This window comes from Geminocystis sp. GBBB08, assembly GCF_016743215.1.
Lineage (GTDB): Bacteria > Cyanobacteriota > Cyanobacteriia > Cyanobacteriales > Cyanobacteriaceae > Geminocystis.
Genome location: NZ_VRZC01000077.1, coordinates 1 through 16,945 on the forward strand (window position 1 = coordinate 1; position 16,945 = coordinate 16,945).

15 protein-coding genes are annotated in these 16,945 nt (G+C 31.7%); 5 read left to right on the forward strand and 10 right to left on the reverse strand.

What is annotated here, in order from left to right; genetic code table 11:
* Window positions 1-866, forward strand: an 866-nt coding sequence (locus FWJ34_RS11205) for an oligosaccharide flippase family protein (protein WP_308255405.1), incomplete at its 5' end; no start/stop codon positions are given.
* Window positions 867-1,072: 206 nt separating this feature from the next.
* Here FWJ34_RS11205 and FWJ34_RS11210 read toward each other — a convergent pair.
* From FWJ34_RS11210 to FWJ34_RS11245, 8 genes are all read right to left on the reverse strand, one after another.
* Window positions 1,073-2,119 (reverse strand): hypothetical protein, encoded by a 1,047-nt coding sequence (locus tag FWJ34_RS11210; protein ID WP_308255406.1) that lies wholly within the window; start codon window positions 2,117-2,119, stop codon window positions 1,073-1,075.
* A gap of 37 nt (window positions 2,120-2,156) precedes the next feature.
* Window positions 2,157-3,200, reverse strand: coding sequence for a UbiA family prenyltransferase (locus FWJ34_RS11215; RefSeq protein ID WP_308255407.1), 1,044 nt, complete (start codon window positions 3,198-3,200; stop codon window positions 2,157-2,159).
* Window positions 3,190-4,260, reverse strand: a complete 1,071-nt coding sequence (locus tag FWJ34_RS11220; protein WP_308255408.1) for a hypothetical protein — start codon at window positions 4,258-4,260, stop codon at window positions 3,190-3,192. Before FWJ34_RS11220 ends, FWJ34_RS11215 begins: the two co-directional genes overlap by 11 nt.
* Window positions 4,261-4,417: 157 nt before the next feature.
* The gene (locus FWJ34_RS11225; RefSeq protein WP_308255409.1) at window positions 4,418-5,707 is read right to left on the reverse strand and encodes a glycosyltransferase family 4 protein; all 1,290 of its coding nucleotides are present in this window, start codon (window positions 5,705-5,707) and stop codon (window positions 4,418-4,420) included.
* A gap of 15 nt (window positions 5,708-5,722) precedes the next feature.
* Window positions 5,723-6,829, reverse strand: coding sequence for a glycosyltransferase (locus FWJ34_RS11230; protein ID WP_308255410.1), 1,107 nt, complete (start codon window positions 6,827-6,829; stop codon window positions 5,723-5,725).
* A gap of 40 nt (window positions 6,830-6,869) precedes the next feature.
* Window positions 6,870-7,697, reverse strand: a complete 828-nt coding sequence (locus tag FWJ34_RS11235; RefSeq protein WP_308255411.1) for a sulfotransferase family 2 domain-containing protein — start codon at window positions 7,695-7,697, stop codon at window positions 6,870-6,872.
* Window positions 7,698-7,707: 10 nt separating this feature from the next.
* Window positions 7,708-8,976, reverse strand: a complete 1,269-nt coding sequence (locus FWJ34_RS11240) for an ATP-binding cassette domain-containing protein (RefSeq protein ID WP_308255412.1) — start codon at window positions 8,974-8,976, stop codon at window positions 7,708-7,710.
* A 1-nt stretch (window position 8,977) separates the two neighbouring features.
* Window positions 8,978-9,853, reverse strand: a complete 876-nt coding sequence (locus FWJ34_RS11245) for an ABC transporter permease (protein WP_308255413.1) — start codon at window positions 9,851-9,853, stop codon at window positions 8,978-8,980.
* A 152-nt stretch (window positions 9,854-10,005) separates the two neighbouring features.
* On the opposite strand from FWJ34_RS11245, the gene FWJ34_RS11250 reads away from it, so the two are divergent.
* Window positions 10,006-10,266: a DUF2281 domain-containing protein gene (locus FWJ34_RS11250; protein ID WP_308255419.1), complete on the forward strand. Its 261-nt coding sequence runs from the start codon at window positions 10,006-10,008 to the stop codon at window positions 10,264-10,266.
* Between the two features lie 126 nt (window positions 10,267-10,392).
* On the opposite strand, the gene FWJ34_RS11260 is transcribed toward FWJ34_RS11250, so the two are convergent.
* Window positions 10,393-11,643: a glycosyltransferase gene (locus FWJ34_RS11260; RefSeq protein ID WP_308255414.1), complete on the reverse strand. Its 1,251-nt coding sequence runs from the start codon at window positions 11,641-11,643 to the stop codon at window positions 10,393-10,395.
* A 202-nt stretch (window positions 11,644-11,845) separates the two neighbouring features.
* On the opposite strand from FWJ34_RS11260, the gene FWJ34_RS11265 reads away from it, so the two are divergent.
* A complete protein-coding gene (locus FWJ34_RS11265; RefSeq protein ID WP_308255415.1) occupies window positions 11,846-13,261 on the forward strand; it encodes a lipopolysaccharide biosynthesis protein in 1,416 nt (471 codons plus the stop codon).
* A gap of 310 nt (window positions 13,262-13,571) precedes the next feature.
* On the forward strand, window positions 13,572-14,648 hold the full coding sequence (locus FWJ34_RS11270) for a hypothetical protein (protein WP_308255416.1): 1,077 nt from the start codon (window positions 13,572-13,574) through the stop codon (window positions 14,646-14,648).
* Window positions 14,649-14,766: 118 nt separating this feature from the next.
* Here FWJ34_RS11270 and FWJ34_RS11275 read toward each other — a convergent pair whose 3' ends face one another.
* Window positions 14,767-15,750: a hypothetical protein gene (locus FWJ34_RS11275; RefSeq protein ID WP_308255417.1), complete on the reverse strand. Its 984-nt coding sequence runs from the start codon at window positions 15,748-15,750 to the stop codon at window positions 14,767-14,769.
* 214 nt (window positions 15,751-15,964) lie between these two features.
* Between FWJ34_RS11275 and FWJ34_RS11280 the strand changes: the two genes are divergently transcribed.
* The coding region (locus FWJ34_RS11280) for a TauD/TfdA family dioxygenase (protein WP_308255418.1) at window positions 15,965-16,945 on the forward strand (981 nt) is incomplete at its 3' end.

Here is a 16,945-nt window from a genome sequence, read left to right on the forward strand (position 1 = left end):
AATTAAGGTTTTCTTATCCCCATTTTCAAGATTTATTTAGGTTTAGTATTTACATTTTTTTGTTTCAATTTGTAAATTTTTTTGAAAAAAAATCAGATAATTTATTAATAGGTTATTTTTTAGGTGAAATTGCCTTGGGATATTATGCGATCGCCTATCGAGTTTTAGAAGTGATAACTCAATTATTAGTAGGCACAATCAATCAAGTCGCTTTACCTACTTTCTCAAGATTACAAACAAATATGACTCTTTTTCGTCAAACATTTTTACAGGCAATACAATTCACCAGTTTAATCGCTTTTCCTGCGTTTTTGGGTTTGTTAGCCTTAACATCAGAGATAATAATTATCGTATTTGGTAAACAATGGATACCATCAATTCCAGTACTACAAATATTAGTTTTTTTAGGAATCTTATCATCTTTTGCTTATTTTAATTGGTCAGTCTTTCTCGCTTTAGGAAAACCTTATTTAAAATTTTGCCTTAGTTTAATAAATATTCTCATCAGTTTTACCGTTGCTTTTTTTGTCGTAAAATGGGGAATTACTGCCGTTGCTTTAACTTTTGTTATCAGTAGTTACTTAATTTTTCCTTTTACTTTATGGACGTTAACTAAGTTAATTTCTATTTCTCTCAAGCAATATTTACAACAATTTATTACTCCTTTAATTAGTTCATTTATTATGATGTTAGCTATTTTATCGGTTAAATATTTTTTTGCCATGTATTTCAACACAATAATTTTATTAATTATTTGTACAATATTTGCTATCCTAAGTTATGGTATAAGTATTAAATTAATTAATCCCACATTATTTAAAAAACTATTTGATATAGTATTTTTCTCCCTACCAAAAGTGTTATGAAATTGTATCAAAAATTACTAATTTTTAACGACAAAATAAGGCTGATAAGTTATTTAAGGGTTGCTAAAAAACTCTTTAGGTGAGGATAGGTGTATAGAATCTCACGCAAAGAGGCAAAGACGCAAAGTTTTATTATAAGTAATTATCCGAACTTAATATTATTATTTTTATTGTCATTCTGACTGAAAGAAGCATCATGGCCACTTCTATATAGCTTGTTGGTATCTTACCAATGCTTCAATACAAACCCCAGTCGTTAACTCTGCTGATCCGTACCAAGAGATACGTTTTGGACTATCAAAGTAAAAAGGACTAATAGCCCAACTTCCATCATTTCCTTGATTTGCTAACAAAAAGTCAATAGCTTTTTCTAAAGTTGGTGTTATCTGTCCGAAATTGAGAAATGTACAAGCTGCTAATGCTGTATCAAGAGAATTGTCAAAGCCTTCTTGCTCAAACTTTTGTTCTAAATTTGAGATGATCTTTTCTTTCAAAACTTCTAGTCGTTTAACACCATTAAAATAAGCACGAGAGAGAAAATAGTAATGAGGAAAAATACTTAAATACCGTGTATCAGATTCTATCTCCTTTCCTTTAAGAGTTACGTCAATTAAATAATCTATAACTTTTTTAGTTTCTTCTATCTCTCCCAAATAAAAAACAAGATTAGCACTTGCTCCAAGATCAGCTTCATTCGATACAGAGGGAAATTTTTTCCACCATTGTGAATAAGATGGAGTTATTAATCGATACTTCAACCAATATCCAGTATGAGTAAACAACATGGAAAAACGAGGTACAATCCAAGTAGAAATCAAATCATCTTGATTCCGATTGGCTAAAAGCAGTTTCTTATTATTTAGGACAATACCATACTTTTTTAAAACGAATGATGTACAGGAAGTAGTATCTATATCAGGGGGTGAAAAAAGAGTATGTAAAAACGGATTTATAGATGAATAATAGTACCATATTCCAGGACGTACCATGTTGTCCAACAGAAAGTTTCGTCCTTGTAATCTCATCTTTTCGATTTTAGGAGTTTCTCGAAGAAAAGAAAGAGCATAAAGAATTAATGCAGTGGAAAAGTTACAACTATCAAAATTGCAAGTTATCCCTGTAACTTTTCTTTCTGTAACATAGGTCGTAAATTCTCCACCGGGGAGTTGGTTAATCCAAAAAAAATCAATAGCTCGATCGATCGCAGTTTCGAGTTGAGAATTATCAAATTTTAATTCTGGTTGTTGTTTCATTTTATCAAAAGTTTAAAAACAAGTAAAAGATAGGAGGTTAATTTTCTACTGGATGGAAATATTTTGGAATCTCCCATCTTAATAAAGAGTAAATATCTCTGAGCCACCACCATAGACGCTTTGAATAAAATATGGCATAAATTCCTAAAAAAATTAAATTGATTGGATCTTTTCCTATAGCTAAATATATAAATCCTAATGGATAAAATATCTCATAATATTCAAATAAAGCCATACGGTTATCAGCAGAAGGTGCCACAATCCTGATCTCCAGCTTCCAGAAATAATGTCTGAGATATTCTGTTATTAAATAAATCAATAGTAAAATCCAAACTAAGGTATTCTGAAAGAGAAACAACATTCCCATTAGTGCTGTAATCTCCACAGGAAAGACAATCCATTTTCCTAATTTTTGTAAAGTTTGAGGAGATCTGTTGACGGCAAAAGTGTTAATTCTAGCACGAAGATCATTCTCAAAATCACCCATTTGATGCCATAAAATACATCTTAATCCGTTTGCAAAAGACCAAACACCAATCAGAATGATCCAGATGACTGGTAAACCCTTATGTGCATTACTCACTATCAATAATGCCGCAAACAAGTGTGGGAGGAAACCTTCGCCCAATGCTATTGCCAAGATTCCCCAAAAACCCCGTTGTTTAAGGCGGATTGGCGGTATTGAGTAAATGGCAAAAACTAGCCAGTTGCTGACATAAACCCCTAAAATTAAAGGCGTTTGCCTCAGTAATACTGACACTACTATCCCTGGTAAAATATTAGCTGTTAAAATTAAGGCAATAAAAAGTGAAGATCTGCCAACCATATAATTTACTTTGCCACTAAGATGATCTTCCTCTTGATCACAAATATTGTTAATTAGACTGGCAAAAGTTGCATCTAAAAATAAGGCAATTAAAAGGAATATCAAAGAAGACCAGATGGAAAACAAAGACACATCTAAAATAGTGGCGGTTCCATAAGCAGTTCCTAATATTGGTCCTAATTTGGATACCCACCAATCCTTTGCTCTAATGAGAGTAACTAATTTCTGTACTTGAATAATAAACTTATTGATCATTGCTTTGGGAAATATTTGACGAATATATAGCCTGTTGGTATCTTACCAATGCTTCAATACAGACTCCTGTGGTTAACTCTAATGATCCAAAACTTTTTCTTCGTGTTGGACCAATAAAGTAAAAAGGACTACTAGCCCAACTTCCATCATTTCCTTGCTTTGCTAACAAAAAGCCAATGATTTTTTGTAAAGTAGGTGTTATCTGCCCGAAGTTGAGAAATGTACAAACTGCTAATGCTGTATCAAGAGGATTTTTATCGCCTTCTTGCTCAAACTTTTGTTCTAAATTCAAGATGATCTTTTCTTTCAAAACTTCTAATCCTTTCACACCATTAAAATAAGCACGAGAAAGAAAATAGTAATGGGGAAAACTGCTTAAATACCATTTATCAGATTCTGTCTCTTTTCCTTTAAGAATAACATCAATTAAATAGGCTATTACTCTTTTGGTTTCTTCTATTTCTCCCAAATAAAGAACAACATTAGCATTAATTCCACAATCAAGATCATTCGGACGACATTCAGAAAGTCGCCAAAACCTTGAGTAAGATGGAATTGATAACAAAGAATTAAAAAAGAATCTGGTTTGAGTAAATAACATAGAAAAGCGAGGCACAATCCAAGTATAAAATAGCCCATCTTGGTTGCGATTCGCCAAAATTATGTCTTTATTATTCAGAGTTATTTTGTACTTTTTAAAAACAAAAGCAACACAGCCGGTATCGTCCACATCAGGGGGACAAGTTTGACGAAACTTTGTTTTTGTAGAGAAGTAGCGCCAGAGTCCGGGTTGATCCATATTAATTTTAAGAAAGTTTAACGCTTTTTCTCTCATGGCTTCAATTTTAGAAGTTTCTCGAAAAGAAAGATTATAAAGAATCAGTGCTGTGCCGAATGTACAGCTATCAAAAAAAGAGGTTTTCTCTAAATCAGTTTCTGCTGTTATATATACCTTAAATTCTCCATCGGGAAGTTGGTTAAACCAAAGAAAATCAATAGCTTGATCGATGCTTCTTTCGATGGCGGAATACTCCAACGCTAATTCTGTTTTTTTTATCATTTTAGTCACTATTTAACTTGAGTTCGGATAATGTTGATGACCGTAAGTCAGTAATTGATCTTGTCAAAGAACTTTGGGGAAAAGTGTTTGGCGATCGATTGAGGGGGTGACGAGCATCCCACAAATTACTGTGGTATCAAATTGCTGTAAGTATTCATTATGAAGATAAGGCATTGTTAAGATGCTTTTTAAGTTCTTCAACATAGAGCTTTTGAGTTTTATCGGCTACTTCTTGAATAGTTAAGCGCTCTGATATCCCACTAGATAACTTTTCCCATAGTCCTTCTTCATTTGTTGCTCTGGTGATACAATTAGCTAAATCTGTAGAATCAGCAACCCTAAAATGTAAGCCCGACTTTTCATGTTCAACTTTGTCAGCCATGCCACCGATATTACTACAAATTACTGGACGTTTGTGCATAAAAGCCTCTTCTACAACTAAAGGACTAATTTCACACCAAATAGATGGAACAATTACCCAATCTATATTAGCCATTAATTGAGGTAATTCTGCCGATTGATAACAGCCATGATAGTAAACACAGTCTTTAGTGTTATTGAGGAGTTCCCAAAATCTATCTTGGAAAGACTTGGGTTGCAATTCTAAATTAGCCCCATAAATATCTAAAGAGATATTTTTTCGTATTTCTTTAGTCAACTTTTCTATGGATTCTAGTAATACAAAAATTCCCTTAAAGATATTGAGTTGTCCAAAGTAAGCAAAGTGGTTTTTCTGTTCATCTAATAGCTTTCTTGGCGGAACTGGAGTAACTATAGGTTGTCCATAATCGAGAGATATTATTTTTTCTCTTGCTATTCCCCAATTTACATATCTTTCCAACAAAAACTGACTGGGTGCAATGAACACATCCACTAAATTGAAAAATGATTTGATATACATTTCTCTAAGTTGAAAATCTTCAGGAATTTTATGAGGAAAGCATTGATGACAATCAGCAGGATCAGATTTATAGCACAATTTGTAGTCAGATATTTTCACCATTTGTCCATTATGATTACAGATTGCCCAATAGTCATTAAGTGTCATAATAATAGGGATATTTTTTGCATATTTATGTACTTCTCTAATCGCTTCAAGTCCAAGATGTATATAATGATAGAAGTGGACAACATTAGGAGCAAAAGAGTCCAAAAAACTGCGAAATTCAGAACAATTCAATCGAGTATTCAACTGAGAGAAGATAAAATAATCCAAATTTCCTCCAGTTATTAGCACTTCTGAGCCATCAGATTTAAGAGTTTCAAAGGGGATAGAAGAATAAATAGCTTCACCCTGTTTATAAGCTAAAAAAACGACATCACAATTATCACGGCTACGCAGTTCTTGAAAAAGATTATAAGCGGCAATTTCTCCATCTCCTTTGATTATTTTGGGATGTCCGTGAGAGATAATTAAAATTTTTGGTCTATCTGGTATATTATTCATTACTCAAATTTGTCGTTAAAGATTTTTATCATTGATATATTTCCCCCACTCTTGATTAAAAAGCCAACAATTATATTTTGTCCTATTGATTTGCCATATTTCTTCATTTTGAGGGTAAATTGACACTGATTGTCTTTCTAAATGAAATAATTCTATATCAGGTATGTAATAATTATCAAATCCTTGAGTATGAAGTTTTAAGCAAAAATCAGAATCTTCATAATCATTAATAATATATTCTTCATTTAGACCATCAACTTGCTCATATAATTGCTTGGAAACCATCAAACAAGCACCTGTTATCGCCGCTAACTTTTGTGGTTTATAGTCATCTTCAGGAAAATTAGGTTGGTTTTTGCGTGGGTGATCATTAATCAATAAATCACCCCAAGGAGCACACTTAATAAATTTCATACCAGCGTGTTGAATACTGCCATTTCCATAAAGTAATTTCGGTCCGATCGCGCCTACATTATTAAGACTCTTATATATATTGGCTAATGATGAAACCCAACCTGATTCTATGGGCATAACATCTGAATTTATAAGAACGATTAGCCGTCCACTAGAAACAGATACCCCTAAGTTGTTTGCCCCTGAGAAGCCTAAATTTGCCCCTGAATAGACTGTTTTAAATGGTACTTGGAAGGTGGCAAATTGTGCATCACAATAATCAACAAAATCCTTATAGAGTCGAGGATCGTCTAGAACATAGATTAACTCATTATCTTGAAAATCGGGATCATCAGCAAATAGAGCTAATTGATACTTCATAAAGTCTAGTCTGGCGTAGAGAGGAACAATTATGGACACTTCAGGGTAACTTATCTTACTTCCATATTCTTTGACAACTGTGATCATTTCTGGCTTTTTACGATTCTTCAGGATGTTTCTAATAGTAGTTCCCAAATAACCATTGAGAGTCGAACTCATTTGATAGCCCGGAATAGGGAAAATCCTTAATAAAAATTTGATTATTTGTGGAGGATTATCAACTTTTTGAGCGTTTATTTTATCTTTTAAAATTTCTTGCGATCGCCTCATAAAATAAAAGAAAAAATTACTTAAAAGTTTTAATAGCTCTACGAAAACTTCAATTTTTAGCAAACTGTATTTAATCATTAAAATTTTTAACGTTGAAATAGTTTAGAAATCCAATGAGTTAAAGAGAACTAGGAATTTTTGCTTTTTTTTCCTCAAAAATTTTCATCTGACGCTCAAATATTTTTTTGCCATATTCATAAACTTCCATGTCATATTTATTTATTTCTCTAATCTTATTAGCTAATTCAGGAGAAATATCATCATAAGTTTTTAGCTTGTATTGTTTTGAAGTTACATTTAATTGAGGATAAATTTGAGGAGGTTTAATGTTGAGAAAATCACAAATTAAATCACAGGAATCGTTAAATCTTTCTGTAATACCAACTATAGCCATTTGATCTAATCTTTCTTTTGCTTTTGCGACAACAATATTCATATCTTGTTCTTCTCCAATCAATACTCCTAGAAATTTTACTGGAGCATTACGGACAGTATCCAAATTTAATTCACATCCTAGATGGCGAGATTGAACATTTGAGAAATACATATTGAGTATTGGATTTTCCACAATTTCTTCTAAAGAACTGTGTTGAAAAATATTTATCGTTTTAGATAGTTCATCGGAGAGATGCTCATAGAATTCAGGATTTTCAGATAACCATTTTTGACCGAAATAAATATGTGAAATTAACCGATCCAAAGGATCTCGTAACATAGTAATAGTCGTAACGGGATTGTTAAGCAAAGCAAAGAGTAAAGTGCCAAAATGTCCATGAAAACACTGATAGGAATTTATTTCTTCTCGACTAAATGCTAATAAGTCTTTAATTTCATGAGCTTTTAACCATTTCCCCTTACGATAGTTGGCTTCCAGAAAAGTTGATAGAGATGTACCAGCCGTTTTAGGTATATGCAAAAAATAGAATGGGTTTGATAAATTTTTCATATTTGAGTTTTTAATTCCATTTTGCTGATATGTATAAAGTTGTTTTTAAGATTTGAGATAGTTGTAAAACTAGGTTTTGATAGCTTTTTACGTCCATAATGAATGGTAAATCTTCCACTCCTTTCACCGTTAATGTTGCTTTAGAAGTCGTATCTTTAATCCCTGTAATAATTTGATACTTACCCGGCATTAAGGGTAATTGTTCCACTACACAGGAAAATTTATTAATTCCTATCTCCAGTGAGTAAGGGCAATCTTCTTCACAGCCTTGCATAACTGCTAAACGATTTGATTTGCCCAAAGTAATCAGAATAAAAGGGGCTATAGATGATTTTCTGATGGAAGAATCACAAATTAATTCAAATAAAACTTTTCCTCCTGACTGTATCTGTTCTGTATCTAAGGGTATAATCTTCAAATCCAAGATTTTGACTAAACCATATTCTTCCGTTGTTTGCGTCAATAATTGCTTTGTTTCCTGAGAAAAAAGAGGTTCTAACATTGACTCGGTTTGTGCTTTTATCTGCATTAATTCATAATAATCAGACGTAGCTTTTTCTGTCGATCCTTGGCTAATAATTTGTCCTTGATCTAAGATTAAACAACGATCGCACAGAGACTGAATTTGATACAGCTGATGAGAAACTAAGATAATGCTTCCCCCTGAATCAAGATAATTTCTTAAAAAAGAAGCAAATTTTTCTTGAAATTTCATATCACCTACCCCAAGAGCTTCATCAATAATAAAGACATCGGGACGCAAACGAGTATAAATTGAAAAAACAAGACGTAATCTCATTCCCATACTATATGTACCCAAAGGAGTATCAATAAAGTCAGAAATACCCGAATATTCAATAATTCCATCAATTTCTTTGACTATTTTTCGAGTTGATAAACCGTGGAGGGATAATTTATTATAAATATTTTCTCGTCCCGTTTGTAATGGGTTTAGTCCAGACTGTTGATCAATGGTGACAATATTATTAGTGTACCAACGAACTTCCCCCGCCGTAGGGCGTATAATCCCCATCAATAAATTGATTAAAGTACTTTTTCCTGCTCCATTATGACCAATTAAGCCTAGGGCTTCTCCTCGATTGAGTTTAAAATTAATGTTTTTCAAACACCAAAATTCACCTTTTCTTAACTTTTTAGTTCTTTCTGGTAAATAACGAAATTCCTCAAAAATGTCAGCTAGAGTATATCTAAAAGCTAGTTTCGGCTCTCGACAAAATCGTTTAGATAAATTTTGAGTTTCTAAAAGTAAATCTCCCATCTTAATTTAAGGTTCGTTCAACTACATAAGGTAAACATAATTTGCAATATAACCACCCCACGACAAACAAGAATATGGTCATCAAAGTTATCAAACAAAAAATTAAGGGATGATCGATCTCCCCACCATAGGTTAACCAGCGAATTGCCTCAAATATATGGGTAAGAGGATTATATACAAAAAGACGATGTAATAAAGTTCCATCACGAGGCATAAAAAAAACTGGAGTTATACCAAACAAAAACCAAGGTAAAACTTGCATTATACTATCAAGATCGTTACTAAGGGCATTCCAAGGAGCTAATAATAATCCAAGACTGGAAGCAAAAAGAATCAATAATAAAAAACCAAAAGGCATGAGGATAATAGTTAACTGTGGCGTAATATCAAAAAATATCAATACGGCTATAAGAACAGGTAAACGCATAAATAAGTTAAAAATATTTTCGCCAAAACCAGCTAAGATAAATGCTTCAAGGGGAATTTTTTGACGTACAGATAAGTGAAGATAATAAGTTAAAAATATTCTTTGACTATTAAAACTCTCTAAAAATATTTGCATCATCACGATTCCAAAAATACCATAGACTTGAGGGGGAACGTTTTGGCTTGTTAAACCTGCAATACCTGTTCTTTGTCCTAACGTTAATAAAATAGCAATTAAAGCTGATGGAATAAAAGCCCAAAATAGCCCCAGAGAAGAATAACGATAACGTTTAACTACATTTTGGATCAATAATTGTTTAGTAAAAGGAAGTCCTTGAATAACATCTTTTCTAGCGGTTTTTAAAAAAACTTTTAAGGGAAATAATTGACTACCAGAACTATATACTATAGAAGGACAGATATTAGTTTTGTCGTTTTCGGAACTATTCATAATTTTTTCAAAACTATACTATAGGAGAAAAACCCAAAAGAAAGTTATCCTTTTTTGTGGGAAGTCTTTTAATATTAGTTTTCCATTGCGAGGTTTAAAACTCAAAATTTTTGATAAATAAACTTGAAAATTTTCAGAAGGAAGTCAGTATCATGGTTAATCTTGAGCAAATACAACAGGATGTTAGCAATTTACCAGAAGAGGCACAAATTTTAGTCACTGATTTTATTGAGTCATTAAAAAAACGCTATTCTGTAGCTGAAAAACAAGAGAGTACATCAGATATAAATCTGAATAACAATGCAGAAGACTGGGCAGATTTTATTGGTTGTATGGAAGCTGAATCAGATTTGTCTGAAAATTATAAAACCTACTTGAGACAAAAACTAGATGAAAAATACAATAATCATTGATACTGGTTTTTTTCTTGCTCTTGCTAACAAAAAAGACAAATTTCATCAATCAGCAACAAAGCTATTTCAAAGTTTAGTTAATCAAAATGAATTTATTACTACTTGGTGTGTAGCTACTGAAACTTGCTATTTTTTACAAGATAATTTAATTAAACGCTCTCCTAAATCTTTTTCGGGATGAGGTGAAATAAATTTTCTCGCCGCCATAGAAGCCATTTTGCCCATTTCTTCCCACTCATAACGACGTTGCCATGCTTTTTCTAAGGCAGAATCTACAGCTTCGGTGGAAGCCCCTTGAGCGATAAAACCAGTAATTTCATCTTCTAAAAGTTCTGGAATCCCCCCTACGGAAGTGGCGATCGCCATTCTACCACACATCATTGCTTCAACCAAAGCCAGAGGTAATCCTTCCGCCCTCGAAGGTAATATTAAACCGTGATAATTTTGCCAAATTTCCATAATATTCTGCTTAAAGCCTAAAAAATCAACATTGTTTAGTTCTAACATTTTTACCATACCGACTAAACTATCATAGTTATTTCCTTGACCAAAAAAGGCTACCTTGAGATTTCTTTCTCGCCATTTATCCCGTGCCAAAACATTTAGTAATATATCTTGTCCTTTATCTAGTATCCATAAACGAGCAACACAAGCCAACTTAAAATATCCATCATCTTGGGGGTAAGATAAAGGTTTGGGAATGATGCCTTGATAGGGGTTTTTCACAACTTTGGACAATGGTAATTTAATACCTAATTGAAATTGGGTCAATTTTAGATTATGGTTAGAGACAAAAAAACAATACTTTGCATTCTGATAACCTTTCATTAATAAAGGGCGAATTTCATCGGAAGGCCAAATATGATCTGAGGCTTTCTGAGAAAGAATAGCATAGTTTAAACCGAGTAATTGACATAAATAAATATAAATTAAACCATCAATATTTTCTCCTTGAGAAATCAAAACTAAATCAGGTTTAATGGATGCTAAAGAGTATTTAAGAAAAAATAATGAAAGATAATCTTGTATTCGTAAAGATTTATAAATTTTATTGATGTATAAATTGGTTTTATCTATTACCTCAACTATCAATTTATTAGAAAAAAAACTCGGCAAAGGTATATGATAATGAAAGTTTTTAAGAGGTTTGGGAAGTCGTTGGAAACCTAATTTATGAATATCAAAAATGTCAATTCCTAACTCCTGTAATTGTTTAATTTTTCTATGTTTTTGATCAACATAAGTTTTAAAAACTTTAATCTGATGATGTTCTTGGTGTAGATAAATAGCAGTTTGATGCCAAAGTTCTTCGCTACCTCCCCAAGATTCAGGACAAGAACTAATGAAAACAAATTTGAAATGAGATAAATTAGACATTAAAATATTATTCGTTACGATCGAGCTAAGTATTTATTATAATTAATTTAGATGAAATAAATATACTATTAATAATAAAAAGATGTCAACAAAAAAGAATAAAATACCTTTTTTTCTATATTGCGATTAAATCACCTTCTTTAATTTATGTTATTTATCGTAAATTTATCAACTTTACAAAGTTAAAAAGACAATTTTTAAAATGACTATTAATAAACAGGTATTTCAAGGAGTTTTATGGTCAATAATTCAAAATTGGGGTAGTCAAGCTGGTTCATTTATTGTCTTTTTAATTTTAGCCCGTTTACTAACTCCTCAAGATTTTGGCTTATTAAGTTTAGCTAATATTTTTTTAGCTTTTATGAATATTTTTCTTGAACAAGGATTTACTTCAGCTTTAATTCAAAGAAAAAAATTAGATTCAGAACATTTAGATACTGCTTTTTGCACTCAAGTAATAACAGGAATATTTTTAACTTTTATTAGTTTTTTCTTAGCTAAAAATATTGCTTTATTTTTTAATCAACCTCGATTAACTGTTATTATTCAATGTTTCTCTTTTCTTTTTATTATTAACTCTTTTGGTCATATATTTCAAGCTGTTTTACAAAGAGATTTAAACTTTAAGATTTTAGCAGTTCGATCATTAATAGCAATCATTATTAGTGGATTTTTAGCGATTATTTTTGCCTTGTTAGGCTTCGGAGTTTGGAGTTTAGTAATTCAACAATTTACTTATGAATCCGGGATTGTTATAGTTATGTGGAATGCCATTGATTGGCGACCAAAATTAAAGTTTTCTTATGCGCATTTTCAAGATTTATTTAACTTTAGTATTTATATTTTTTTTACTCAATTTTTAATGTTTTTTTACATAAAATCTGATAATTTACTTATTGGTTATTTTTTAGGTGAAATTGCTTTAGGATATTATGCGATCGCCTATCGAATTTTAGAAGTAATGACTCAATTATTAATAGGAGTGATAAATCAAGTAGCTTTTCCAACTTTTTCAAAAATACAAACAGATATAACTCTTCTTCGCCAAACATTTTTACAGGCAATACAATTCACCAGTTTAATTGCTTTTCCGGCATTTTTTGGTTTATTAGCTTTAACACCAGAAATAATAATTACCTTATTTGGTAAACAATGGACTCCCTCAATTTTAGTGCTGCGAATATTAATTTTTTCAGGAATTTTATCTTCTTTTTTTTCCTGTATGGGAGCAGTATTTTTAACTTTAGGAAAATCCTATTTACAATTTTACCTGACTTTATTAACTATTATCCTCAGCGTTACTCTTGCTTGTTTCCTGATCAAATGGGGAATTACTGCCGTTGCTTTCGCTTTTGTTTTCAGTAGTTACTTAATTTTTCCTTTTGCTTTATGGATGTTAACTAAGTTAATCTCTATTACTCTAAAGCAATATTTACAACAATTTATTACTCCTTTAATTAGTTCTGTTATTATGATATTAGCTATTGTATTAGTAAAATACTTTTTTGCTATGTATTTAAACACAATAATTTTATTAATTATCTGTATAATAGTCGCCTCATTAACTTACATAATAAGTATTTTACAAATTAAGGCAATATCCTCTAAACAAAACTGATATAATCAGATAATGATGATTTTTGATAAACTAGAATGAGATTTCATAACTAAGATTAAGATCAATTACTTCAATTACTATAATATTCTTATTTCGTGCTAATAAGGATATTCTGCCATTCCGACCGAAAGCAAGGAATCTCAAAGTTTTAATTTTTGTTTAAATTGCGTAAGTCCTGATTCTCTGATTTACCTGAATTCTAGATAAAACTCATTTGGGTTATGAATAATTTAGGTCGTAATCTTCTGAAAATAAACATACCATATTCACCCCGATTCTATGATCAAACCAATAATCAAAAAGGATATTAATGTCACAACATCAAACAGCAAAAAAAAGTAAATTACAATCGTATCTTGATTCACGTCCGGATCTAAAGTATAAATATACTAAAATAAGGGATAAAGCCGGCAACATAGTAATCTCAGGATATGATATTACAAAACGGTGTAATCTTCGTTGTGAAGGATGTTTTTTCTTTGAGGGTGAATTATCAACTAAATACGAAGAAGTCAAGAATATTGAAGAATATAAACTTTTTTTTGCTAATGAGGTGAAACGTGGAATTACTTATCCTCACTTTGCTGGAGCCGAACCCGGATTAGTACAAGATCGGTTATTAGTTGCAAATCAGTTTTGGGATAGAGGACTAATTTACACTAATGGCACGTTCAAATTTGATCCCGCTATCACTTTTATGAAACATATTTCTGTTTGGGGAAATTTTGAAACCGATGAATATCTTCGAGGGGCACCAGTTTTCAAAAAAGCATTACAAAATGCACAAGGAGACAAGAAGTCAATATTTATGTACACTATTAATAGAAAAAATATTGATAACATAAACGAAGTAGTAAAAATTTGTAAGGATAATGGCGTTAAAATTTCCTTTAATCACTATAGCCCCTCCCGTCAATATGAGAACAAAATTGAATTGAATGAGAAAACGCAACAAAATAGTACATTTCGCTTATCCACAAAAGATGACAATCTAATGCTAACCCAAGATGATTTAAAAAGAATTCGTGACATCTTAGAAGAAAAAATAGATCAAGATCCTCAAACCGTAATTTATTCAAAATACTATAACAAATATGTCAATAGTGGTAAAACATTATGGAATATTGACGAAGCTACAGGCATTTCTAAAGATTGTGTGATTTTGAACAAGCCATATCATCGACAACACCATACAGACTTTTCTTATAATGATAGTGAATGTTGTATTGCTAACACAGACTGCCGAGAGTGCCGACACTATGTTGCTGTATATACTAAACTGATGGATGGCATTAAACCTGCATTAAAATCTCTTGAATCTTTTGAAAGCTGGTTGAATATTTATTACACATGGTGTAAACTACACTTTGTTGACTGGGAGTGCTAATTTTTAATGAATATAATTGAATAATCTTTTCATCAACCCCTATTTATTGATCTTACCTACAAAATTTGGAATGCAAAAACTCTGTTGAAATATTCTGTTCCTTTGCTGGATATAATGCTCAATTTAACATACAAGGATACCACTCCCATCCCTGCCAAACCCATGGAGTACTTCGTATATTCTGCTCTAAAAAATCGAAATATGTTTGAATATTTTGTTCCAAATCCGTCAATGGTTCGATCGCTTTTAGACAAAGATTATATTTACCAGTAAGATTAGGAGAAAAAAGAGCAAAATACACGGGAACTTTAGCTTCTTTCGCTAATCTTAACATCCCTTCAGCATTTATCCGAATAGAACCTCCTAATAAATTTAAAGAGGGAAATTTACTATTTATATGATGGTTATCACAAGCCAATAAAACAACATCTCCGTTAGCAAAAGCAGCTTTAGCATTTTTGATCAAATTGCGTTTCTCATCGATGTAGACAAGATGCCCCCCAGACAATTTTAATTTCTGATCTATAGCATTCATTCTAAAATTCTTATACTGAATGACATGGAGATCATAAAAATTTTTCATTGGATTAGTTCCGATACCTATCACACGTATTCCAAAAGAACTAAAGATTATCGGCAACATATTTTGGTGAAATGTATGGTAAGTAAGTACTAATCCTCCCACCTTTGCTATTTTTTCGAAAACAGAAATGTTTTCAATCTCTACATATTGATTTACCCATTCCTTATCAATCTGGGAATATCTAAATATATTCAAAGTACCAAGCCCTTTACTGGCTTCCCATTGATTTAAGATAATTTTTGCTTCAGCCAAATTGACTCCGAGAGCACTTTGAAAAGATGACAGCAGAACAGGATGTAACTTACGAAAAGGACTCAATATACGCCCAAGTTGATGAGCAATGCTATTTTGCACAGAATCTTCTAACGGTAGAATTGCCACAAGACTAGCTATTTTAAACCGTAGCCGACGACATAATACCCATAGGAGGTATCCGCAGGATTTGTTGACCAAATTGAGTTTTTGTTTAATTTTTGTAAGAATATTTAGACCAATATTCCATTCAATAATTTTTTTCATCTGATTTTTTAGATCTTCACTTTATCTTTTTTTAGATTGATTCAAAAAAACCAACCATATAAGATTTATTAGATGGGGTCAATAGGATATTTAACTTAAAAAATTTTACTTGACTAATATTCACTAATAGCATAGCATACATCGTATTCTTTCTCACCCAATTTATGATTAAATTAGTAATAGAAAAAATTTTTTATATAAAGTAGTTATAAAGATGAAAACAAAACCATTGTCAAATTATGGAGCAAGTGTTGGACTTGAAGCATACGACATTGACTGGGATTGTCAAGAAGAAATTATCGAACTCGGTAAATTGTGTGCTTCACAATGTATCGTTTTTGTCAATCAAAATATTCCCGTAAAAAAAATCAATGAAGTTATGATCATTTGGGGAGATCCCAGTATGGCTCTTATTCATGAAGCAATTATTTCTAAAAAAGTCCATGGCAGACACTGGAGAGAGATATTTCTTAACATAGGTTATCCTAACAAGGAAATAGATGAAAATATCCCTAAATATGCAAGTATTATAAGTTATAAGAAAAGTAAGAAAAATAGACCATTAGGTTTTTTCCAGAATGGGGAGTTAAATTGGCACAGTGATCAATGTGCATTTGATGATGGTCAAAGAATTATCGGACTTCAAAGTTTGAGTGGAAGTGAAAACAGTCAAACACAGTTTTTGTGTACTCATGATGCCTATGAGTCTTTGAGTTCTGAGATGCAAAGTATGGTTAAAGAACTTATTGTTAAGCACAAGTGGGTTGACAACTTTATGGCTCCGGGACTCAATTCTCTCCAAAATGTTACTCTCCGTTATGGCATGGTTCCAATTGATGGAATGGAAACGAGGCTTTATAGTGAAACAGCTTCTGGTTTACCCGGAATGAAAATCCCTAGCCATAGTTTTGATGGATTTGTGGGGATGTCGAGGGCAGAGAGTGATCATATTATAGATGAAATCAAAAAAGCAACTTATAAAGAAAAATACATTTATACGCAAAATTGGCAAGATGGACAAATTATGTTTATGGATCAAGAAATTACCTTACACAAAAGACCAACCAACATTCAAGATGGAGATCAAAGAACAATGGCTCGATCAATCTTTTATGTAAATAAAATTTTTAACAGTGAAAAATCTAAAAGATTAACTCAAGTAAGATATAAAGGAACTTTTTACAGTGTAGATGAT

Excerpts from the sequence above, each read along its gene's own strand:
- FWJ34_RS11210 (WP_308255406.1), bottom strand. The coding sequence starts at position 2,119 with ATGAAACAACAACCAGAATTAAAATTTGATAATTCTCAACTCGAAACT.
- FWJ34_RS11215 (WP_308255407.1), bottom strand. The coding sequence starts at position 3,200 with ATGATCAATAAGTTTATTATTCAAGTACAGAAATTAGTTACTCTCATT.
- FWJ34_RS11220 (WP_308255408.1), bottom strand. The coding sequence starts at position 4,260 with ATGATAAAAAAAACAGAATTAGCGTTGGAGTATTCCGCCATCGAAAGA.
- FWJ34_RS11225 (WP_308255409.1), bottom strand. The coding sequence starts at position 5,707 with ATGAATAATATACCAGATAGACCAAAAATTTTAATTATCTCTCACGGA.
- FWJ34_RS11230 (WP_308255410.1), bottom strand. The coding sequence starts at position 6,829 with ATGATTAAATACAGTTTGCTAAAAATTGAAGTTTTCGTAGAGCTATTA.
- FWJ34_RS11235 (WP_308255411.1), bottom strand. The coding sequence starts at position 7,697 with ATGAAAAATTTATCAAACCCATTCTATTTTTTGCATATACCTAAAACG.
- FWJ34_RS11240 (WP_308255412.1), bottom strand. The coding sequence starts at position 8,976 with ATGGGAGATTTACTTTTAGAAACTCAAAATTTATCTAAACGATTTTGT.
- FWJ34_RS11245 (WP_308255413.1), bottom strand. The coding sequence starts at position 9,853 with ATGAATAGTTCCGAAAACGACAAAACTAATATCTGTCCTTCTATAGTA.
- FWJ34_RS11250 (WP_308255419.1), top strand. The coding sequence starts at position 10,006 with ATGGTTAATCTTGAGCAAATACAACAGGATGTTAGCAATTTACCAGAA.
- FWJ34_RS11260 (WP_308255414.1), bottom strand. The coding sequence starts at position 11,643 with ATGTCTAATTTATCTCATTTCAAATTTGTTTTCATTAGTTCTTGTCCT.
- FWJ34_RS11265 (WP_308255415.1), top strand. The coding sequence starts at position 11,846 with ATGACTATTAATAAACAGGTATTTCAAGGAGTTTTATGGTCAATAATT.
- FWJ34_RS11270 (WP_308255416.1), top strand. The coding sequence starts at position 13,572 with ATGTCACAACATCAAACAGCAAAAAAAAGTAAATTACAATCGTATCTT.
- FWJ34_RS11275 (WP_308255417.1), bottom strand. The coding sequence starts at position 15,750 with ATGAAAAAAATTATTGAATGGAATATTGGTCTAAATATTCTTACAAAA.